Source organism: Brevibacterium sp. S111, assembly GCF_004745075.1.
Lineage (GTDB): Bacteria > Actinomycetota > Actinomycetes > Actinomycetales > Brevibacteriaceae > Brevibacterium.
Window position 1 is genome coordinate 105298 of record NZ_RHFH01000002.1, and the last position, 17947, is coordinate 123244.

The window sequence follows — 17947 nt, forward strand, 5'->3', positions numbered from 1 at the left end:
CTCGCGTCGGAAACTCTTTTGGGATTGCAGCTCCGCATCTCAATTTGACAGCCTCCTGACTCACGGAGCCGCGTTCGGCACCTGACCTAATCATCTCTGCATCGCATTCAGACCTCGGACAAACGTTCACGAGAACCCTTAGCCAATTCAAAAATAAGGCGACTGCATCCAGCCAATAGAAGAATCCAGAACATTACCCAAAACACGCTTTCTGAAGAGAGCACGAAACTGTCGCTCTCGAACAGAAAACATTTTGCTGCATCGCTTGTCGTCAGTGACTTGAGATCGTTGTCCACCAAACATTCTCCGTGTGAAGCAATACTGGATCGTGACGCCAGAACTTCGAGCAAATGTCGCGGTGAAAGAGAATCTACGAGACCCACCAAAAACCCTGAGATCATCAACAGCCCCATAACTATAACCTCTCGGTAAAGTATGTTGCCAATTGATGACAACCGATCACGGACAGACAGATAGGTACCGATTAGTGCCCCCAGAACCGTACCAAGAGTGGAACACGAAAGAGCTAGACCCTCGGACGCTGGCGGAGATGAACTAAGAAGCGATTGGAATGGGGTCCTCGAAATTATATCCCAGAGCGGAGGAGCAATTAGCCCGAGAATTAGACCTATAGCCGCACCGACTCCCGAGCTAGCCGAAAAATACACGATTGAACGGAATGGGCGCCTGTCATCACCGTTGATTCGGACGAAGGAGCCGAGTAGCGCAATGACTGCACAAGAAATCAACCACACCGAAACGATATAAGGGCCGTATGCGTAGAGATAGATTTCCCCCATGCGTTGAAACAACACCGCCGAATCGCTTTCCCCGCTTGCAACCCACGCAAATGACAAAGGTACATAGACCCCCACCCAGGCCACTATTAATAGCATCCACAAAGCGAACATCAACTTGAGACCGATTGCAATCGGTAAATCCACATTTCGAGTGATATCGCTTAAAGTTCTCACGACAGGGCTGTCGCGGCGGATACTGAAGCCCGATTTCCAACCATGCGGTGCAATTACTTTGCCAGCGTTTCTCAGGGAAGACAGCACACCTCGCCAAATTTCGACAAGAGCAACACCAACCTCGTTAACGAAAGTCAGTCGAGTATCCCAGTCAACGCTCCTAGACACCAAAACTCCGATAGTGAAATCGGCAATGAAGAAGACAATCACTCCTCCAACTACCAGTAAATAGAATGGACCTGTAGGTAAGATTGAGCCGGCGAGGAAGGCTCCGCCATAGATGAGCAGCCGCGGGCCTCGCCAATTGTTCGTATATTTGAGGGTGCCTACTCGCTTGATAACACCCCAAACACCGAGACCGATTAGCACAACTGCGGCTGTCAAAATTAGAAACATCTGTATCGACCACCTGTATCAACCCGATTTGCCACCTTTGCCCGGCTTCACTCATGTTCGCACGGAGGACTGACACAGAGTTCGAAAGTCGTGGCGAGGAGCACTCTAGAGGATTTCCCGCGGCTTCCTAGTCCTGACTCGAGTTTTTGGCGATTGCGAACACGATTCTCCGCTGGTCAACTTCACTGACCAGCATCACCAGCGCGATTCCACGATTCGGACCACTCTCCGCCGCCCATGGTCCAGACCACTAGCCTTGCCGGGTCATCTTGCCGAAGACGTCAGAAATGGTGAAAGGGCGCGCGCATGTCCCGGACTCATGATTCACAACCGCCGTCGGGGCCGCCTCGGCGGCGGTTCTCCCTCTTCCTGCTCATCATCCCAGTCGTTCTCTACGCCCTCACCCCGCTCGTGGCGAATTCGGTCGAGCCGCGCATCGCCGGCCTGCCGTTCGTCATCACCTACACGATCGTCGTCACGGTTCTCACCTGGTTCTTCGTGTGGATGACTGCACGCGGCGATCACTACTACCGCTCCGACAAAGCGGAATACATTCCAGCTGATATCGCCTTCGGTGAGGCTCATGAGATCGAAGCGAGCGGGAATTCTCACGAGGAAGGGGCCGGACAATGAGCACTTCCGCAGTCATCGCCTGCATCATCTTCGGCCTCGCCATGCTCGCGACCATCGGTGTCGGCGTGTGGTCCGGCCGGGGTCGGGAGAAATCTCTCGACGAATGGTCGGTGTCCGGTCGCGGACTCGGCTTCGTCTTCATCCTGCTGCTCATGGCGGGCGAGACCTACACGTCATTCTCGTTCCTCGGCACGGCCGGCTGGTCCTACTCCTACGGTGTGCCGATCCTCTACCTCATCGGGTACCTGAGCGTCGGTCTCGTCGTCGCCTACCTCGTTGGACCGCTGTTCTGGACCTACGCGGCCAGGCACAAACTCGTCAGCCTCTCCGACATCGTCGAACATCGTTTCCGCTCCAGAGGGCTCGCGATCCTCGTCGCCGTGCTCGCGACGATCTTCATCGTCCCCTACATCCAGTTGCAGATCCAGGGCATGGGCGCGGTCGTCAACGCGATGAGCTACGGGGCGATCGACCTCAAGATCGCCGCCATCATCTCCTTCATCGTCGCCGAGGCGTTCATCCTCGTCTCCGGTCTGCGCGGTTCCGCCTGGGTCAGCGTTCTCAAGGACGGACTGGTCATCCTCGCCGTGGCCTTCCTCGCGATCTACGTGCCGCTGCACTATTTCGACGGCCTGGCACCTCTGCTCGACCTCCTCGTCAGCGAGAAGTCCCAGTGGCTGACGTTCCCCGGCGCCGGCGAGGGCATCTACGGAGGCGCATGGTTCATCTCGACGATCATCCTCAACGGCATCACCATCACCGTGTTTCCGACATCGATCGCCGGATACCTGTCGGGCACCTCGGCGAATGCACTGCGCCGGAACTCGATCCTCCTGCCGTGGTACCAACTGCTGCTGTTGGTGCCGATGATGGTCGGCGTGGCCGCACTCTTCGTCGTCCCGGCACTCAAGGACGCCGACTTGGCGCTGTTCTCCGTGGTCATCGACTCACTGCCCGCGCCGATCGTCGCGATCATCGGCGTCGCCGGAGCACTGTCGGCGATCGTGCCGATGAGCGTGTACATGCTCTCGGTCGGATCGATGTGGGGCAGGACCGTCCTCGGCGGCGGTCTGGCCGGTCCGAAGAACGCCGCCTCGATGACCTCCGAACAGCACGCCGCCCGTGGTCTGCGCCAGAAGGCGCTGTCCCAGTGGGTGTGTCTGGCAGTCGGTGTCATCGCCCTTGCGATGAGCCTGCTCATGCCGGATGCGCTCGTCGAGCTCTCCGTGCTCAGCTATGAAGGACTCGCGCAGGTCGTTCCGGCTGCACTCCTGTCCCTGTACTGGCCGCGGATGAGCAAGCAGGCCGCTGCCGTTGGGCTCCTCATCGGCTCCGTCGTCATGGTGACCCTTCACTACACGGGACTCGACCCGCTGCTCGGAATCAACGGCGGTCTGTGGGCGGTCGCGGCTAACCTCGTCGTGGTCGTGGCGATCACGCTGGTGAAACCGGACCCGCGGTGGATCCCGGCCGATCAGCGTCAGACACGCACCGAGGCGGCAGTTGGGTAAGAGCGTCCTCCCCGACGGATTCCCGCTCGGCGGCCCGATTCGCTGTCGGTCAGGCCGATTGCGCTCGGTCCCCGACCGCCGCTCTCCCGATGTCGAGACGCGGCCACTCCGCGAGATCCGACAACATCTGCCGGTCGTGGGTGACGACGATGAGCGCCGCCGAGGCGGTCCCGAATGACTCCTCGAGTTTGTCGACCAGCGAGGTGGACAGGTGATTCGTCGGCTCATCGAGGATGAGCACGTCCGGTTCGACGGCCAGACACATCGCCAGCTGGAGCCTGCGCTGCTGACCCTGCGAGAGTCGGCGGACCGGTGTCATCGAATCATCCGCCGAGAGCAGACCGAGGTCCTGCAGGGTGAGGTCACCGGACAGTGACGCCTTCAGTGAGCAGTCCTCGAACACTCGGGCGGCTGTGTCGTCGGCGTTCCACTCGGGAACCTCCTGGCTGAGCAGCTCCACCCGCGCCTGCGGATGTCTCCGCACTTCTCCGGAACTCGGCTCGAGTCGGCCAGTGAGCACGTCGAGCAGCGTCGACTTGCCGGTGCCGTTCGCCCCGGTGATGAGCAGACGGTCGCCGGGATCGATGCTCAGGGAAACCGTCTGCCCCATCCGCCCCTCGACGGTGACCGATTCCGCAGTCAGCAGCGGGCCGCTGTCCGCTTCCCACCGCTCGTCATCGGTTTCCGACACCTCCGGCATGTCCGGCCACTGCAGACGCAGGGGCGGTTCGGGCACCTCAACGGCGTGCCGTTCGAGGTCGTCGGCTCGACGGTTAAAGGCCTGCACGACTCCGGCCGTCCGCGTCGCACGAGCGTGCTTGCCTGTTCCCTTCGGGGGCCGCCATCCGGTGCTCAGTCGGGATCGGGCGTCATCGGCGGCATCGGTCAGGCGGGAGTGCTCGACCACCTCGGCGCGGTAGTCCTGCTCCCATTTCTCGCGGTCCCGACGCTTTCCCTCGACCCATCCGGAGTAGCCGCCGGAATAGGTCCGAGGACGGCCGTCGCGGCTCGGGTCGAGGTCGAGGAAGTCGTTGGCGACATCGCGCAGCAGCGCCCGGTCGTGGCTGACCAGGGCGAATCCGCCGGAGCGATTACACAGCCGCTCGGTGAGGAACGCCAGGGAGGACGTGTCGAGGTGGTTCGTCGGTTCGTCGAGCAGCAGGATGTCCGTGCTCGAACCGAGGACGACGGCCAAACGCACTCGGTAGCGTTGGCCGACGGAGAGGCTGGCAAGCGTCCGCGTGCGATCGGAACAGGCCGAGAGTCCTGCCAGTGCAGTGTCGATGCGACGTTCACCGTCCCAGGCGTCGAGGCGGGTCGCCAGTTCGAGGGCTTCCGCGAACGCCGGCTCGGAGCCGGGGTCTTCCCTGGCCAGCGCCTCGCCGGCAGCGTCGAGTGCGGCCAGCGCGGCGTTCTCGTGGCGCAGGGACTCGTTGATGAGGTCACCGACGGTGCGGTTCGCGTCAGCGTCGAGCGCCTGTTCAAGCAGAGTGACGGTGCCCGTTTGCCGCAGTGTTCCCCGGTCGGGCGGAAGAGTGCCGGCGAGAAGGTGCAGCAGGGTCGTCTTTCCGCTGCCGTTCTCTCCGACGATGGCCGTCCGTGAACCGGCGGAGATCGTCATGTCGAGGCCCGTGAGGACCTCACGGTCGCCGCGCATGACGTGGATGTCTTCGGCACGGATATGTGCGGCAGAGCCAGCGGGCAGCTGATTCTCGCCTGTGGGCAGATCGGTATAAGGGGATGAGGATGTGGTTTCCGGCATCGTGGTCTTTCAGCTCGTCATGGAGCCGGACAGCATGAAGCCACCGTCCGGCGAGGGCCAGGACGGCGCACGAGATGTAGAAAGCTGATCCCGCCGCCGTCAGCGGCGGCTGCGGAGCCTTCTCGATGGGAGACCGAAACTCATGCCGTCAATTCTAGCAAACGCCGAATCGCGCCCGCGGCCCCGGAGAGCCATCCGCCACTGCTGACTGGCTTCCACCAGCACCTTCGACCCTGAACGACAGTGCCGCAGATGCTGGACCAGTGTGAACAGCACCGCAACGGCGAGCACGATATAGATTCCGATCGTCAGCGACGAACTCAAGAGCACAGCCGCATCTCCGTCGGCCACCGCGAGCACACCGCGAAGTCCGGTCTCCGCCCGAGGCCGAGGATGACGCCGATGAGCAGCGGCGCCACCCGAGTCGGTCTGCAGGGGCGGCGCCCTCAGGTAACGCGAACGTCGAAAAAGTCGTCGCTGGCGGCGCTCTTTTCGAGTTTCGCGCTACCTGAGCGACGACAAGGACAGCCGCCGGCTCCCTCCCTACTCGTCGAGCAGAGCCGCCGCGTACATGGGGCGGGCGGCATCGGCGCTCGGCGGGTGGAACAGTCCGGCCGCGGCATCGCGGAAGAGTCGGGAGAGTTCGTGCTTGTTGCCGAATCCGCTGCCGCTCGTGCACATGAGCGCGGTCTCCGTGCAGTGTCGGGCCGCCTCGGCGGATTTGATGCGAGCACCCACGAGCCGCAGCGGCCACCCTGCCCCGTGATCGACCAGGTCATCGAAGTCCCGCGCATAGGCATCGATCATCGCGGTCACCGGCATGAGGTCGAGGTGGGCGTCGGCCAGGCGGGTCCGGGCCTCGGGCACCTCGGCGAAAGCGGTGCCGGCCTTCGCGGACTTCCGCTTGTGGAGCCCGGCCGCACCGAGTTCCAGTGCCCGGCCGGCGACTCCCGCATAGACGGCGGCAATGAGCAGCTGGAAGTTGCTCGTGATGGCGAAGGTGAGCAGGTCGGGGTGTCTGCCGGCGGGGATGACCCGGGAGACCCGCTCGGGTCTCATCGGCACCTGGTCGAGGATGGTCGCCCGCGACTGCGAGGCCCGCATGCCCAGCACATCCCAGTCATCGGAGACGGTGATCCCCGGCGCCGAACGTTCGATGAAGCCGTAGACGAGTTCGCCCTCGGCCGGTTCATCGGCATCGGGTCCGGCGATGCCGTCGTCATCGGCGGCCACGGCCCCGTGGACGATGAGACGAGTCCACACCGGTGACAGCGACGTGAAGATCTTCACCCCGGTGAGTTCGAACCCGCCGTCCGCGGTGGGCACCGCCTCGGTCGTCGAGCCCTGCAGCACCCAGTCGTTCGAGGGTTCGGAGATGCCGAAGGCGAAGATCTCACCGGCCATGACCTCGTCGAAGACCCAGTTGAGCGAGTCGTCACCGCGGTCGTTCATCGCCTTGACCACGCCCGTGCACATGAGGTGCATGTTGATCGCCAGCGCGGTTCCCGGCGCCGCCGCGGCCAGTCGCTGCTGCAGCCGGGAGACCTCGAACAGGCTCAGCCCGGGTCCGCCGTGGGTCTGCGGGACGAAGAGGGTGAGGTAGCCCAGTGACTTCAGCTCCTCAAGGTCCTCATCGAAGAACCGGTTCTCGCGGTCATAGACATCGGCCCGCTGCCGGAAGCGTTCGAGCGCCTCATCGGGCAGGTGCTTCTCGGCCAGTTCGCGAACGCGCATCTCACGGTCGGTCATCGTCTCTCCTCTGTTCAGCTGTTTTCATTCGTGCGCGCCGCACCCACCGCGGCGAGACTCCGGCTCAGGATGATCGCCCCGTTGTGTCCGCCGAAACCGAACGAAGTCGACAGCACGGTGGTGGCGGCCGCCTCGGCGGGGGCCGTGTCTTCACTCAGTTCACGGGCCTGGCCTGCGACGATGTCCCATTCCGGGAACTCGCGGTCATCGAGGTTGAGGGTCGGCGGCAGCACCTGATCGCGCAGCGTCATGATCGCGATGATCGCTTCGACCACGCCCGAAGCGCCGAGCAGATGCCCCGTCGATGATTTCGTCGCCGAAATCGGGATCGTTCGCCCGTCCTCGCCGAGGACCGCGTCGAAGGCGGCGAGTTCGGCCCGGTCCCCGGCCGGTGTGCCCGTGGCGTGGGCGTTGATGTGGTCGATGTCGCCGGGTTCCAGCCCGGCATCGGCCAAGGCCTGCACCATCGCCGAGGCGGCTCCCCGCCCATCCGGATGCGGATTCGTCGGGTGGTGGGCATCGCTGGCGGCGCCGAACCCGGCGAGTTCGGCGAGCGGTTCGGCCCCGCGTGCGGCGGCGGAGTCGGCGGATTCGAGGAGGATCGCGGCCGCCCCCTGGCTCATGACGAACCCGTTCCGGGCGCGGTCGAAGGGCCGGCTCGCTGCGGTCGGGTCATCGTCGAAGCCTGCGGCGAGGGCGCGCATGTTCGCATTCGAGGCGAGATTGACCGCGCCGAGGCAGTCCTCCATCCCGACGACGAGCACAGCCTCGGCGTAGCCGTGGCGGATGCGTCGCATGGCCTCTCCCAGGCCGATCGCCCCGGATGCGCAGGTCGCGGACACGCCTTGCCCGGGACCGCGGAGATCGAAACGCTGGCTGATGAGGGCGGCCGCCGAGTCCGGCGCACCGTGGATGGCCAGAGTCAGCGGCACCGCGCGGGGGCCGCCGGAATCGAGGACGCGGGTCGCTGACTGCATGGCATCGACGGGCCCAGATCCGGTGGCGGCGATGACGGCGGTGCGGTCACGGTCCCAGGGCAGTTCCTCGGCGGCCGAGGCGATTCCGGCCTGGCGGAGGGCCTGGTCGGCGGCGGCGATGGCCCAGTGCTGGACGGGGCTGAGACGGCGGGCGAGCGCTCGAGGCAGGATGGCCTCGGCGTCGAAGTCGCGGATCTGTCCGCCGATGCGCACCGCGAGGTCCGCGAACTGCTCACCGGCGAGGACGTCGATGGCGCTGATTCCGGTGCGGACGGATTCCCACAGGGATTCGGGGTCCTGCCCGCTCGGGGTGATGGCGCCGAGTCCGGTGACGACGACTCGGCGCGGTGGGGTGGTGGGGGTGTTCACAGTCGCTGTCCCTGTCCGTTCGTGATGAGTTCGGTGGCTTCCGTGCGCCGGATCTTCCCGCCCACGGTCCGCGGCAGTCGGTCGATCAGGTAGAACCGACGCGGCACGAACTGCGGGGCCAGGCGGGCACGCGCGTGAGCAAGCAGCGCGGCCTTGCCTGGGACAGACGGCGCAAGGCCGGCTCCGGTGGCGGACCCGGTTTCGATGACGAGGGCGACGATGCTGCCGAGGCTGTCGTCGGGCAGCGCGATCGCGCACGCCTCGCCGAGGCGGGGGCACGTCTCGAACGCCCGCTCGACTTCCGGCAGGGACACCTTGTGTCCTCCCGTGATCGCGATATCCCCGGCACGGCCGGCCAGTTGGAGCAGTCCGCCTTCGATGCGTCCCTGGTCGCCGACGCTGGCCCATCCGTCCGGGCCCTGGAGCTGCGCGTCGGTGGTGCCGGTGACGTAGCCGTCGGAGCACGCGGCGGCCCTGATCCACAGGGTGCCGATCTCTCCATCGGGCAGGGGTTGCCCGTCGTCTCCGCGCACCTCGGCCCCGATCGAGTCGTAGACGGTGATCCAGGTGCCGTCGCCGGCGCGGCTGTCGCCGATGAAGCCGATCTCGGCGGCACCGTAGTAGCTGATGAGTCGGGCCTCGGGGAGGACCTCGGCGAGACGGTCGCGGATGCTCGCGGGCAGGTTCGCTCCCCCGGTGACGAGGAGGTCGAGACCGTGGAAACGGTCGGGGGAACGCCCGGCCGCCTCGGCGAGGGCCTTGACCACGGCGGGCACGGCGACGATGCGGGTGATGGCTTCGTCCGCGATGCGCGGCCCCATGGTGAAGGGGTCGAAGTCGTCGGCGACGTGGACGCTGCCGCCGGTGGCAAGCGACTCGATGACCGCATAGAGGGTGAGGCTGTAGGACACGGGGCCGGGTGCGAGCGTGGCCACCTCGGGGAGCGGTTCGAGGTGAGCGGAGGAGACGGCCACATTGTCCCGGTACTGCTGCCGGGTCTTGATGAAGGCCTTGGGATTGCTCGTCGTGCCCGAGGAGAAGAGCATGAGGAAAGGTTCGCTCGCCTCGCGGACGGTCGGGGCCGGAGCCGGGGTGCCAGCGCTGCGGACCTGCGCCTCGCGTGTCGCGAATTCGGCCGGGGTGATCACGGTCCCGGTCCAGCCGGCGGCGGCGAGCGCCTCGGCGAGGGTGCGCGATTCGCTGATGACGAGGCCGATGCCTGTCGTGCGGATGACTCCGACCTGGTGGTCGAGCGGCCACCGCGGATCGATGGTCGCCGAGACGGCGCGGTAGCCGGCGAGCCCGGCGATGATGCGGGCGGTGAAGAACGCCGAGGTGGTGCTCACGGCCGTGATCGGAATTCCCTGGGTCTCCGGGGCGGGCCTCGGCGGTTCGGGCTGCGCCCGGTGGAGGGAGTCGACGACGGCGAACGCGACACGGGAGTCGTCGACGAGCTCCCCGTAGCTCAGTCGGGCCTCGGACCCGGCGAGGGCGAGCTGATCGGGGCGTACGAGTGCCACGTCGAGGATCGTCGAGGTGATCGGCAATTCTGACCTCCAGAGTTCATGGCATTCCATCGGAGCGTTCGGCGGCACACCGGCGCACCGTGTCGGCCGTTCCCACAGTACAACGTGGCCGACGCCCTCTCACCGCAGCCCTGCCACTGAGATACTTTGGAGTATTCGGATACTTCGTTGTATTCTGAAATCATGACTGCCCCCTCCACACCCCGATTGACGCGCCGAGAGAGCCAGGAGCTCACCCGTCGACGCCTCATCGAATCGGCCGCTGGACTCTTCGCCGAGCACGGGGTGCGCGGCACCTCGCTCGTCGCGGTCGCGGAGACCGCCGGATTCAGCCGCGGAGCCGTCCATGGGAACTTCTCCGACAAGGACGAGCTCGCCGCGGCGGTCGTGCAGTTCGTCGTCGAGGATCTCGGGCCTGAGCTGGGCCGGGCCCTGAGCTCGGCCGGGTCCGCGAACGACCGGCTCGCGGCCTATATCTCCACACACATCGACTACTGTCGCCGCGAACCGGCTCGGGCCGCAGCCATCATCGCAGCAGTGGGCTACCTCAGCCGGCCCGCTGCACCGGCGCAGTCCTACGGCGAGCGCTCCGCCGATTCCATCGCCAACCTCGTGGCGCTCTTCGAGGACGGCCAGCGCCGAGGCGAGATGCGCAGCTTCGATCCCGCCACGATGGCTCTGTCGCTGCGTTCCGTCCTCGACACGGCAGTGCCCACCCATCCCAGCATCGAAGCGCACGAGATCATCACCCTGTTCGATCACGCCACCCGAGCCGAAGGGGCCCCACAATGACCTGGAATTTTCGCATCACCGTCCGCGGGCGCTTCGCCGCACTCGACGAGGAGCAGCACCGCAGCCTCCGTGCGGCACAGGACGATCACGACATGCTCTCCGCGCGCTTCTCCCCCGAGGGCACGTTCCTCTACACGCCCGAGCTCGTGAACTATCAGCACCGATTTCTGGTCACCAGCGACGAGGCGGACCGCGATGACGCCGAAACGCTGGCGAGCATCCGAGCCGAGGAGCTCTCCGATGCCGACCTCGCCGCACGCGGCCTCGTCGGCAGGGTCGTGAGTGTCTCAGCGGTGTGCCTCGAAGAGGTCAAGGTGCGGCCGAGGACACGGTCATGAGCACAGACGAAGCCGCCGACTGCGCTTCCGTGCCGAACCTCGAGGCCGCATTGACTCTGGCCTGGGCGAAGAGCTCTTTGGACACGACGGTCGGCGCGGCGCTCTCGCGGGTGGGGCTCAGCCTGGACGACCTTCGCCGACTGCGCCTCATCGATGCCCGGCCACAGGGGCTGGGCCGGGAGGACCTCGCCGAGGCGATGGGCGAGACGCTTTCACAGGCAGTGCGTGCCAGTCTGCCTCTGGTCAAACTCGGTTGGCTCTCACGCTCGGAATCGGGTGCGTTCTCCCTCACCGACAGCGGCCGCTTCCTCGTCGAGCAGTCCGAGGGCATCGCAGAGAAGGCGGCGCGCCGCTGGTTCGCCGAGAACGGCCTCGACCCCAGTGAGGTGTCGACGATCGCGGGATCGGACCCTGATGTCGATGCGCAGTGGACCTTCGAGAGCTGAGTTCCCCAGCTGAGCGCCCCGCCGCAAGACAGCGAAAAACGGGCTGAGCGTCGAGACACCCGTGCGTTCACACGTTTCTCGACGCCCAACCCGTTTATCGACGGTGCGCAGGTCGAGTATCAGTCAGCCACGTAGTACATGCGCTTGTTGACGAACTCGTCCATGCCGTAGGGGCCGAGCTCGCGACCGAAGCCCGACCGCTTGGTTCCGCCGAACGGGATCTCCGCGCCTTCGCCGGCCGGGGTGTTGACGTTGGACATGCCGACGTCGAGACGCTGAGCGAGCTTCGCGGCACGCTCGGGATCCTTCGCGAACACGGCACCGCCGAGGCCGAAGCGCGAATCATTGGCCAGCTCGAGGGCCTCATCATCGCTGCTGACCTTGTAGACGGTGGCCACAGGTCCGAAGAGCTCCTCGCGGTAGGCGTCCATCTCCGAGGTGACTCCGGTGAGCACGGCCGGAGTGACATAGGCCGAACCATCGGTGGCGAGTTCACCGCCGACGAGGTTCGCTCCCTGTTCGACCGCCCGATCGAGCTGCTTGCGCAGGTTCTCGGCCGCGCCCCGAGAGGACAGAGGCGAGTACTTGCCGTCGCCCGCCTCGGCGGGGGTGCCCTTCTCCCAGGACTGGGCACGTTCGGTCAGTCCGGACACGAAGTCGTCGTAGATGTCGTCCATAACGATCATCCGCTTGTTCGCATTGCACACCTGGCCGGTGTTGTAGAGGCGAGTGCCCCAAGCGGTGTCGACGGCCTCGTTCATGTCATCGGTGTCGAGGATGATGTAGGGGTCGGAGCCGCCGAGCTCGAGCACGGCCTTCTTCAGATGCTTGCCCGCCGTGGCGGCCACGGCCGAGCCGGCGCGTTCGGAACCGGTCAGGGACACGCCTTCGACGCGGTCATCGGCGATGATCGTCTCGATCTGCTCGTGCGTGGCGTAGATGTTGTTGTACACGCCCTCGGGGACGCCGGCTTCCTTCATGAGCTCGGCGATCTTCGCCGAGGAGCGGGGGCAGATCTCCGCATGCTTGAGGATGATCGTGTTGCCGAGCACGAGGTTCGGCGCGGCGAAGCGAGCCACCTGGTAGTACGGGAAGTTCCACGGCATGATGCCCAGCAGGGCACCGACCGGGCGGCGCTGGATGAACGCCTTGCCTCCGGACATCGATTCGATCGGCTCATCGGCGGCGAACTTCGGTCCGTTGTCGGCGTAGTAGTTGAAGATCGCCTCGCAGAACTCGGCCTCTTCCTCACCTTCGGCGGTGGGCTTGCCCATCTCCTCGGCGATGATCTTCGCGAGCTCGGCCTTGTGCTCACCGAACAGGGCTGCGACCTTGTTGACGACGGCAGCGCGCTCCTCGATGGTCTTGTCCCGCCAGGCCTGGAACCCCTTGTGCGCGGACTCGAGGACCTGCTGGATCTCCTCGTCGGTCGCGTTGTCGAACTTCTCGACGACTTCACCGGTGGCCGGGTTTTCGACGCGGTAGCCGCCTGCGGCGCTTCCTACATTGCTCATTCCAGACTCCTTTGACGTGGGCGCCTGTTGGCGCCGGCTAAGCAATCGCATACCTCTTCGCCGTCGGAATCGACGGATTGCGTATGCCTGTCTCACACGCTATCAACACGTGACCCGCGCAACAAGTGCCGGAACCTGGGGGAATCCTCAGTCCTGGATCGATCACCGACCCGCCACCGAGGGAGTGCGGATTCCGAATACGCTTCAACGAAATCCGCATGCCGTGAGTGCAGAACACAGCCACCTCCCAAGGGGCAGCCGCCTGCAAGGGGCAACCACCCCAAAGGGACTGCCGCCTCAGCGAAGGGAACGCACCGCAACAGCGAAACGGCCGCCCCCATACTGGGGACGGCCGCCTCGGTGAGGGAATCAGTCGAACCTGCGCGAGGAGCCGATCACGTCTCCGGCCTTCCAGTCGGCCCAACCGGGCTGATCGATCATGAACGATTCGATCGTGTCCTTGTCCGCCTTCAGCTGCGGATCGTGCTTGAGGTAGTGCTTCGTCTCCCGGGCGATGAGTCCGGAGAGGATGAGGATGCCAAGCAGGTTCGGCAGGGCCATGAGACCGTTCATCACATCCGAGAAGTTCCAGATCGGCTCGAGTTCGGTGGTGCAACCGACGAACACGACGAGGGAGAAGAAGATCCGGAACGGCAGCACTCCGCGCCGGCCGACGAGGCGTTCGACATTGCGATCGCCGTAGTAGGACCAGCCGAGCAGCGTCGAGAACGCGAAGAGGACGATGCCCAGCGTCACGACCCAGTGACCCCAATGACCGGGCAGACCGTGGGAGAAGGCCTCGCCCGTCATGAGCGCCGCACTGATCTGTTCCCCTGTCTCCGGATCGACTTCGTTCCAGGTCCCGGTGGCGATGATCGTCAGACCGGTGAAGCTGACGACGATGATCGTGTCGATGAAGGTCTGCGTCATCGACACGAGCCCCTGACGCACCGGATGCGAGGTTTTTGCCGCGGCTGCGGCGATCGGTGCCGAACCGAGTCCCGATTCGTTCGAGAACAGACCACGGGCCACGCCCATCTGCACGACGACGATGATCGCCGAGCCCGCGAATCCGCCGACGGCCGAAGTGCCGGTGAAGGCCTCGGTGAAGATCTGGGCGAAGGCAGAGGGCAGGGCGTCGATGTTCGCGATGAGGATGTAGATGGCGCTGAGGACGTAGAAGACGATCATGATCGGCACCAGGCCGGCCGTGACCCGTCCGATGGACTTGATGCCGCCGACGAGGACGACGAGCGTGAGGACCGTGAGCACAGCGCCGGTGATCCAGGTGGGAACCGACCAGCTCGACTCGACATTCGCCGCGATCGAGTTGCCCTGCGTCATATTGCCGATCCCGAAGCAGGCGAGGACGGCGAAGACGGCGAACATCAGGCCGAGGACCTTGCCGAGAGGACCTTTGATGCCGCGTTCGAGGTAGTACTGCGGGCCACCGGACTTCTCCCCGGCCTCATCGGTTCCGCGGAAGCGCACCGCGAGGAAGCCCTCCGCATACTTCGTGACCATGCCCAGCAGGCCGGTCATCCACATCCAGAACAGGGCACCGGGACCGCCGATGCCGATGGCAGTGGCCACGCCGACGATGTTGCCGGTGCCGACCGTGGCCGCCAGCGCCGTCGTCAGCGCCTGGAACTGCGAGATGTCACCCTCGGATCCGGCGTCCTTGCGCTTGAGAATGCCCAGACTCAGGGCCGGCAGCAGCTTCGTGAATTGCAGCCCGCCGAGGCGGAACGTCAGGTACAGGCCCGTGCCCAGCAGCAGCGGGATGAGTAGGAACGGACCCCAGACGAATCCGCTGATCGTATCGAAGAATTCGGCGGCAGCACCCATGATGTCACTTCACTTTCCAACGTCGGCGCGCGACGTGACCCAGATCATTGCAGAGAACAGTTCCTGACTGTACCCGATGAATGTTCTGGGAGAACACGGCGACTCCTGAGCCGACCCGGACTCAGACGCCGGGCTCAGAAGATCGAGCTGTAGGCGTTGAGCGCGAGCTGACCGCCGAGGTGGGCGTAGAGGACCGTGGAGTCCCTGTCGATGCCGCCCTGACCGACGAGATCGAGCAGCCCGGCCATCGATTTGCCCTCGTAGACGGGATCGAGGATGACGCCTTCGAGCTGAGCGGTCGTGCGGATCGCGTCGACGGTCGACTCGTCGGGGATGCCGTAGGCCGGCCCGGCCCAGCCGGAGCGGATGTCGATCTCGTCCTCGCGAATCCTCCGACCGAGTCCGATGAGCTCGGCAGTGGAGTTCGCAATGCGCCGGACCTGGTCACGGGTCTTGTCCAGGGTCGCCGAGGCGTCGATGCCGATGATCCGACGGGGACGCCCGCCGGCATCCTCGAGAGCCGCGAACCCGGCGATCATGCCCGCATGGGTCGAGCCCGTCACGGTGCACACGACGATGGTGTCGAAGAAGACCCCAAGCTCCTTCTCCTGCTCGGCGACCTCATAGGCCCAGTTCGCGAAGCCGAGTCCGCCGAACCTGTGCTCGGAGGCCCCGGCCGGGATCGGATAGGGCCTGCCGCCGGCCGCTTCGACCTCGGCGAGCGCATTCTCCCAGCTCGAGCGGATGCCAATGTCGAATCCGGCCGAGTCGAGGCGGACGTCGGCGCCCATGATGCGCGAGAGTTCGATATTGCCGACCGTGTCATTGCCCGGATCCTCCCAGTCCACCCAGCGCTCCTGGACGAGACGGGCCTTCAGGCCGAGATGGGCAGCGACGGCCGCGACCTGCCGCGTGTGGTTGGACTGGTAACCGCCGATCGAAACGAGCGTGTCCGCGCCCGAAGCGAGGATGTCGGGAACGATGTACTCGAGCTTGCGGGTCTTGTTTCCGCCGAACGCGAGTCCGGAGTTGACGTCCTCCCGTTTGGCCCAGACCCTCGCCCCGCCGAGGTGGTCCCCGAGCCTGCCCAATTCATGCACGGGGCTCGGCCCGAAGGTGAGCGGATAGCGGTCGAAATCGGTGATGGCCATGGGGACCCCTTCGTCGTCGTATCGTTCGACCGCGATCCCTGCTCTCTGCCGGAGACGACCAGCACATCGCGGCCAGTGATATGCAATATATTGCATTTCGGGCCTGTCTACAATGAGGTCGGCACCGCATCCCAGACTTCCACGACCGGTGCCGACCGCCATCCCGATGCCGACGAAAGGACCCCCGGTGCCGATTCCCGCGCATTCGCCCTCCCCGCAGCGCACTCTCCTGCGGGATGACGTCTACCGGTCGATCCGCGATGCGATCGTCCGCGGGCAGCTGGCCCCCGGAGAGCAGCTGCGCGATCAGGAGCTCGGCGCCTGGCTGCAGGTCTCGCGGACTCCGGTGCGCGAGGCCCTGCAGCGCCTGGCCCAGGCCGGTCTTGTTGTGGCCCAACCGGGGAGGATGACCCGGGTGGCGCCGGAGAATCCCGAGGCCATCGTCCATGCACGTCAGATCGCCGCCGAGCTGCATGCCCTGGCCATGAACCTCGCCGTCGCGGACCTCACCGGCGCGGACCTCGACGCCATGGAGCGAGCGAACGAGCGGCTGCGCGCGGCCCTCGACACCGCCGACATCGACGCAGCCATCACCGCCGATGACGAATTCCACGAGGTGGCCCTGTCCCGCAGCGGCAACCCGCTCATCGCCGATCACCTCGAGCTCGTCACGGCCACCCTGCGCCGCACCGAGTACCTCCACTTCGATTCGGTCGCCGGTTCGGCCTCGCCTGAGAAACACACCGAAATCATCGCGGCCGTCCGCGCCGGCGATCACGGCCTCGCCGTCGATCTCACGAGGCAGAACTGGGCTTCGCTCTCCGGTCGGCAGTCTCGACGATCGGAGTCACCGGCAAGTCCTTAAGTCATTTTATGACTTGTGCTAGAGTCCTGCTCACGATCACCGACGATCAAAGGACTCACGATGCAATCGACGACGAGACGCACCCCGACCGCCATCCTCGCAGCGGCATCCGCCGTGGTTCTCACCTCGAGTCTCCTGGCTCTGGGGCCGGCCCTTGCCACGAGCCCGGGCAGGGCGGCCGAGGCCGCCGCCCCGACGCTGGAGGCCGCCCCGTCCGCAGGCTGCGGGAGCGAGCAGACTCCGGGCAATGACGAACGGACGATCACCTCGGCGGGCGAGGATCGGACCTATCGGATCAACATCCCCCGCGACTACGAGGAGTCGACGCCGATGCCGCTGATCCTCGGCTTCCACGGCAACGGATCGGACGGAGCCGAGCTCCAGAACTACACGGGCCTGCCCACCCTCCCCGCCGTCACCGTCTTCCCCGATGGTGCACTCGACGACGGCAAACGCTCCTGGCAGGGTGCCCCCTATGCCAGCGGTGCCGACGATGTCCGCTTCGTCTCCGATCTGCTCGATTCGATCGAGGACGAGCACTGCATCGACCTCAATCGCGTCTATGCCACCGGCAAGTCCAACGGAGGCGGCTTCGTCTCGGTGCTCGCCTGCCATCTGCGCGACCGGTTCTCGGCCTTCGGCATCGTCGCCGGGGCCTACTATCCGCAGTCGACGAACGGCTGCGACTACTCGGAGCCGACGCCGATGCTCGCCATCCACGGCACCGGCGACGCGACGATGCACTACGACGGGGGCGAGCGCCAGGGCGAGACCTATCCGGGCGTGCGCGACTGGATCGAGCCCTGGGCCGAGGCTTCGGACTGCACGGCCACGACCGAGCGCAGGGTCGGCAAAAGGGGCGAGGATGTGCTGCGCACGAGCTGGAAGAACTGCACGGCTGGGACCTCCACCGCCAGAGGGAAGAGCTCGGGCGCCGAGGTCGAGCTCTATTCGGTCACCGACGGCGGCCACGTCTGGCCGGGTGAGGTGGTCTACAGCGGCGGCGGGTACGTGACGAAGCACTTCTCGGCGACCGACACCCTGTGGGCGTTCTTCGAGAACCACGCGGGACCGACACGTGACCGTTGACACATCC

The 17947-nt window shown here is 65.4% G+C and carries 15 protein-coding genes; 7 read left to right on the plus strand and 8 right to left on the minus strand.

The window, feature by feature from the left end; translation table 11 throughout:
* Positions 1-107: 107 nt before the first annotated feature.
* A complete protein-coding gene (locus EB836_RS02795; protein ID WP_135537603.1) occupies positions 108-1184 on the minus strand; it encodes a hypothetical protein in 1077 nt (358 codons plus the stop codon).
* Between the two features lie 492 nt (positions 1185-1676).
* On the opposite strand from EB836_RS02795, the gene EB836_RS02800 reads away from it, so the two are divergent.
* On the plus strand, positions 1677-2003 hold the full coding sequence (locus EB836_RS02800) for a hypothetical protein (RefSeq protein ID WP_135537604.1): 327 nt from the start codon (positions 1677-1679) through the stop codon (positions 2001-2003).
* Complete coding sequence (locus EB836_RS02805; RefSeq protein WP_135537605.1) at positions 2000-3514, plus strand: sodium:solute symporter family protein; 1515 nt, start codon at positions 2000-2002, stop codon at positions 3512-3514. Before EB836_RS02800 ends, EB836_RS02805 begins: the two co-directional genes overlap by 4 nt.
* 49 nt (positions 3515-3563) lie before the next feature.
* On the opposite strand, the gene EB836_RS02810 is transcribed toward EB836_RS02805, so the two are convergent.
* From EB836_RS02810 to EB836_RS02825, 4 genes are all read right to left on the minus strand, one after another.
* A complete protein-coding gene (locus EB836_RS02810) occupies positions 3564-5276 on the minus strand; it encodes an ATP-binding cassette domain-containing protein (protein WP_135537606.1) in 1713 nt (570 codons plus the stop codon).
* A gap of 543 nt (positions 5277-5819) precedes the next feature.
* Positions 5820-7025, minus strand: a complete 1206-nt coding sequence (locus EB836_RS02815; protein WP_135537607.1) for an acyl-CoA dehydrogenase family protein — start codon at positions 7023-7025, stop codon at positions 5820-5822.
* Positions 7026-7039: 14 nt separating this feature from the next.
* Positions 7040-8371 carry a beta-ketoacyl-[acyl-carrier-protein] synthase family protein gene (locus EB836_RS02820; protein WP_135537608.1) on the minus strand — a complete coding sequence of 444 codons (1332 nt, stop codon included), beginning with the start codon at positions 8369-8371 and terminating at the stop codon, positions 7040-7042.
* A complete protein-coding gene (locus EB836_RS02825) occupies positions 8368-9918 on the minus strand; it encodes a class I adenylate-forming enzyme family protein (RefSeq protein ID WP_135537609.1) in 1551 nt (516 codons plus the stop codon). Before EB836_RS02825 ends, EB836_RS02820 begins: the two co-directional genes overlap by 4 nt.
* A gap of 162 nt (positions 9919-10080) precedes the next feature.
* Between EB836_RS02825 and EB836_RS02830 the strand changes: the two genes are divergently transcribed.
* Genes EB836_RS02830 through EB836_RS02840 form a run of 3 tightly spaced genes read left to right on the plus strand, consistent with a single transcriptional unit; the run spans position 10081 to position 11473 of the window.
* Entirely contained in the window at positions 10081-10689 is a 609-nt protein-coding gene (locus tag EB836_RS02830) for a TetR/AcrR family transcriptional regulator (RefSeq protein ID WP_135537610.1), read from the plus strand.
* Positions 10686-11027 carry a DUF6204 family protein gene (locus EB836_RS02835; protein WP_135537611.1) on the plus strand — a complete coding sequence of 114 codons (342 nt, stop codon included), beginning with the start codon at positions 10686-10688 and terminating at the stop codon, positions 11025-11027. The genes EB836_RS02830 and EB836_RS02835 overlap by 4 nt, the downstream gene beginning before the upstream one ends.
* Entirely contained in the window at positions 11024-11473 is a 450-nt protein-coding gene (locus EB836_RS02840; protein ID WP_135537612.1) for a hypothetical protein, read from the plus strand. Before EB836_RS02835 ends, EB836_RS02840 begins: the two co-directional genes overlap by 4 nt.
* Positions 11474-11592: 119 nt before the next feature.
* Here the strand turns inward: EB836_RS02840 and EB836_RS02845 are convergent, their stop codons facing one another.
* The 3 genes from EB836_RS02845 to EB836_RS02855 form a co-directional block, all read right to left on the minus strand.
* On the minus strand, positions 11593-12987 hold the full coding sequence (locus tag EB836_RS02845; protein WP_135537613.1) for an NAD-dependent succinate-semialdehyde dehydrogenase: 1395 nt from the start codon (positions 12985-12987) through the stop codon (positions 11593-11595).
* A gap of 369 nt (positions 12988-13356) precedes the next feature.
* On the minus strand, positions 13357-14835 hold the full coding sequence (locus EB836_RS02850) for a sodium:alanine symporter family protein (protein ID WP_135537614.1): 1479 nt from the start codon (positions 14833-14835) through the stop codon (positions 13357-13359).
* 134 nt (positions 14836-14969) lie between these two features.
* Complete coding sequence (locus tag EB836_RS02855) at positions 14970-15986, minus strand: 1-aminocyclopropane-1-carboxylate deaminase (protein WP_135537615.1); 1017 nt, start codon at positions 15984-15986, stop codon at positions 14970-14972.
* Between the two features lie 187 nt (positions 15987-16173).
* On the opposite strand from EB836_RS02855, the gene EB836_RS02860 reads away from it, so the two are divergent.
* Together EB836_RS02860 and EB836_RS02865 are read left to right on the plus strand one after the other, a co-directional pair.
* Positions 16174-16851, plus strand: a complete 678-nt coding sequence (locus EB836_RS02860; RefSeq protein WP_135537616.1) for a GntR family transcriptional regulator — start codon at positions 16174-16176, stop codon at positions 16849-16851.
* A 60-nt stretch (positions 16852-16911) separates the two neighbouring features.
* A complete protein-coding gene (locus EB836_RS02865) occupies positions 16912-17940 on the plus strand; it encodes a PHB depolymerase family esterase (protein WP_135537617.1) in 1029 nt (342 codons plus the stop codon).
* Positions 17941-17947: the final 7 nt, after the last annotated feature.

Excerpts from the sequence above, each read along its gene's own strand:
- EB836_RS02830 (WP_135537610.1), top strand. The coding sequence starts at position 10,081 with ATGACTGCCCCCTCCACACCCCGATTGACGCGCCGAGAGAGCCAGGAG.
- EB836_RS02865 (WP_135537617.1), top strand. The coding sequence starts at position 16,912 with ATGCAATCGACGACGAGACGCACCCCGACCGCCATCCTCGCAGCGGCA.
- EB836_RS02805 (WP_135537605.1), top strand. The coding sequence starts at position 2,000 with ATGAGCACTTCCGCAGTCATCGCCTGCATCATCTTCGGCCTCGCCATG.
- EB836_RS02855 (WP_135537615.1), bottom strand. The coding sequence starts at position 15,986 with ATGGCCATCACCGATTTCGACCGCTATCCGCTCACCTTCGGGCCGAGC.
- EB836_RS02835 (WP_135537611.1), top strand. The coding sequence starts at position 10,686 with ATGACCTGGAATTTTCGCATCACCGTCCGCGGGCGCTTCGCCGCACTC.
- EB836_RS02810 (WP_135537606.1), bottom strand. The coding sequence starts at position 5,276 with ATGCCGGAAACCACATCCTCATCCCCTTATACCGATCTGCCCACAGGC.
- EB836_RS02850 (WP_135537614.1), bottom strand. The coding sequence starts at position 14,835 with ATGGGTGCTGCCGCCGAATTCTTCGATACGATCAGCGGATTCGTCTGG.
- EB836_RS02840 (WP_135537612.1), top strand. The coding sequence starts at position 11,024 with ATGAGCACAGACGAAGCCGCCGACTGCGCTTCCGTGCCGAACCTCGAG.
- EB836_RS02815 (WP_135537607.1), bottom strand. The coding sequence starts at position 7,025 with ATGACCGACCGTGAGATGCGCGTTCGCGAACTGGCCGAGAAGCACCTG.
- EB836_RS02800 (WP_135537604.1), top strand. The coding sequence starts at position 1,677 with ATGTCCCGGACTCATGATTCACAACCGCCGTCGGGGCCGCCTCGGCGG.
- EB836_RS02845 (WP_135537613.1), bottom strand. The coding sequence starts at position 12,987 with ATGAGCAATGTAGGAAGCGCCGCAGGCGGCTACCGCGTCGAAAACCCG.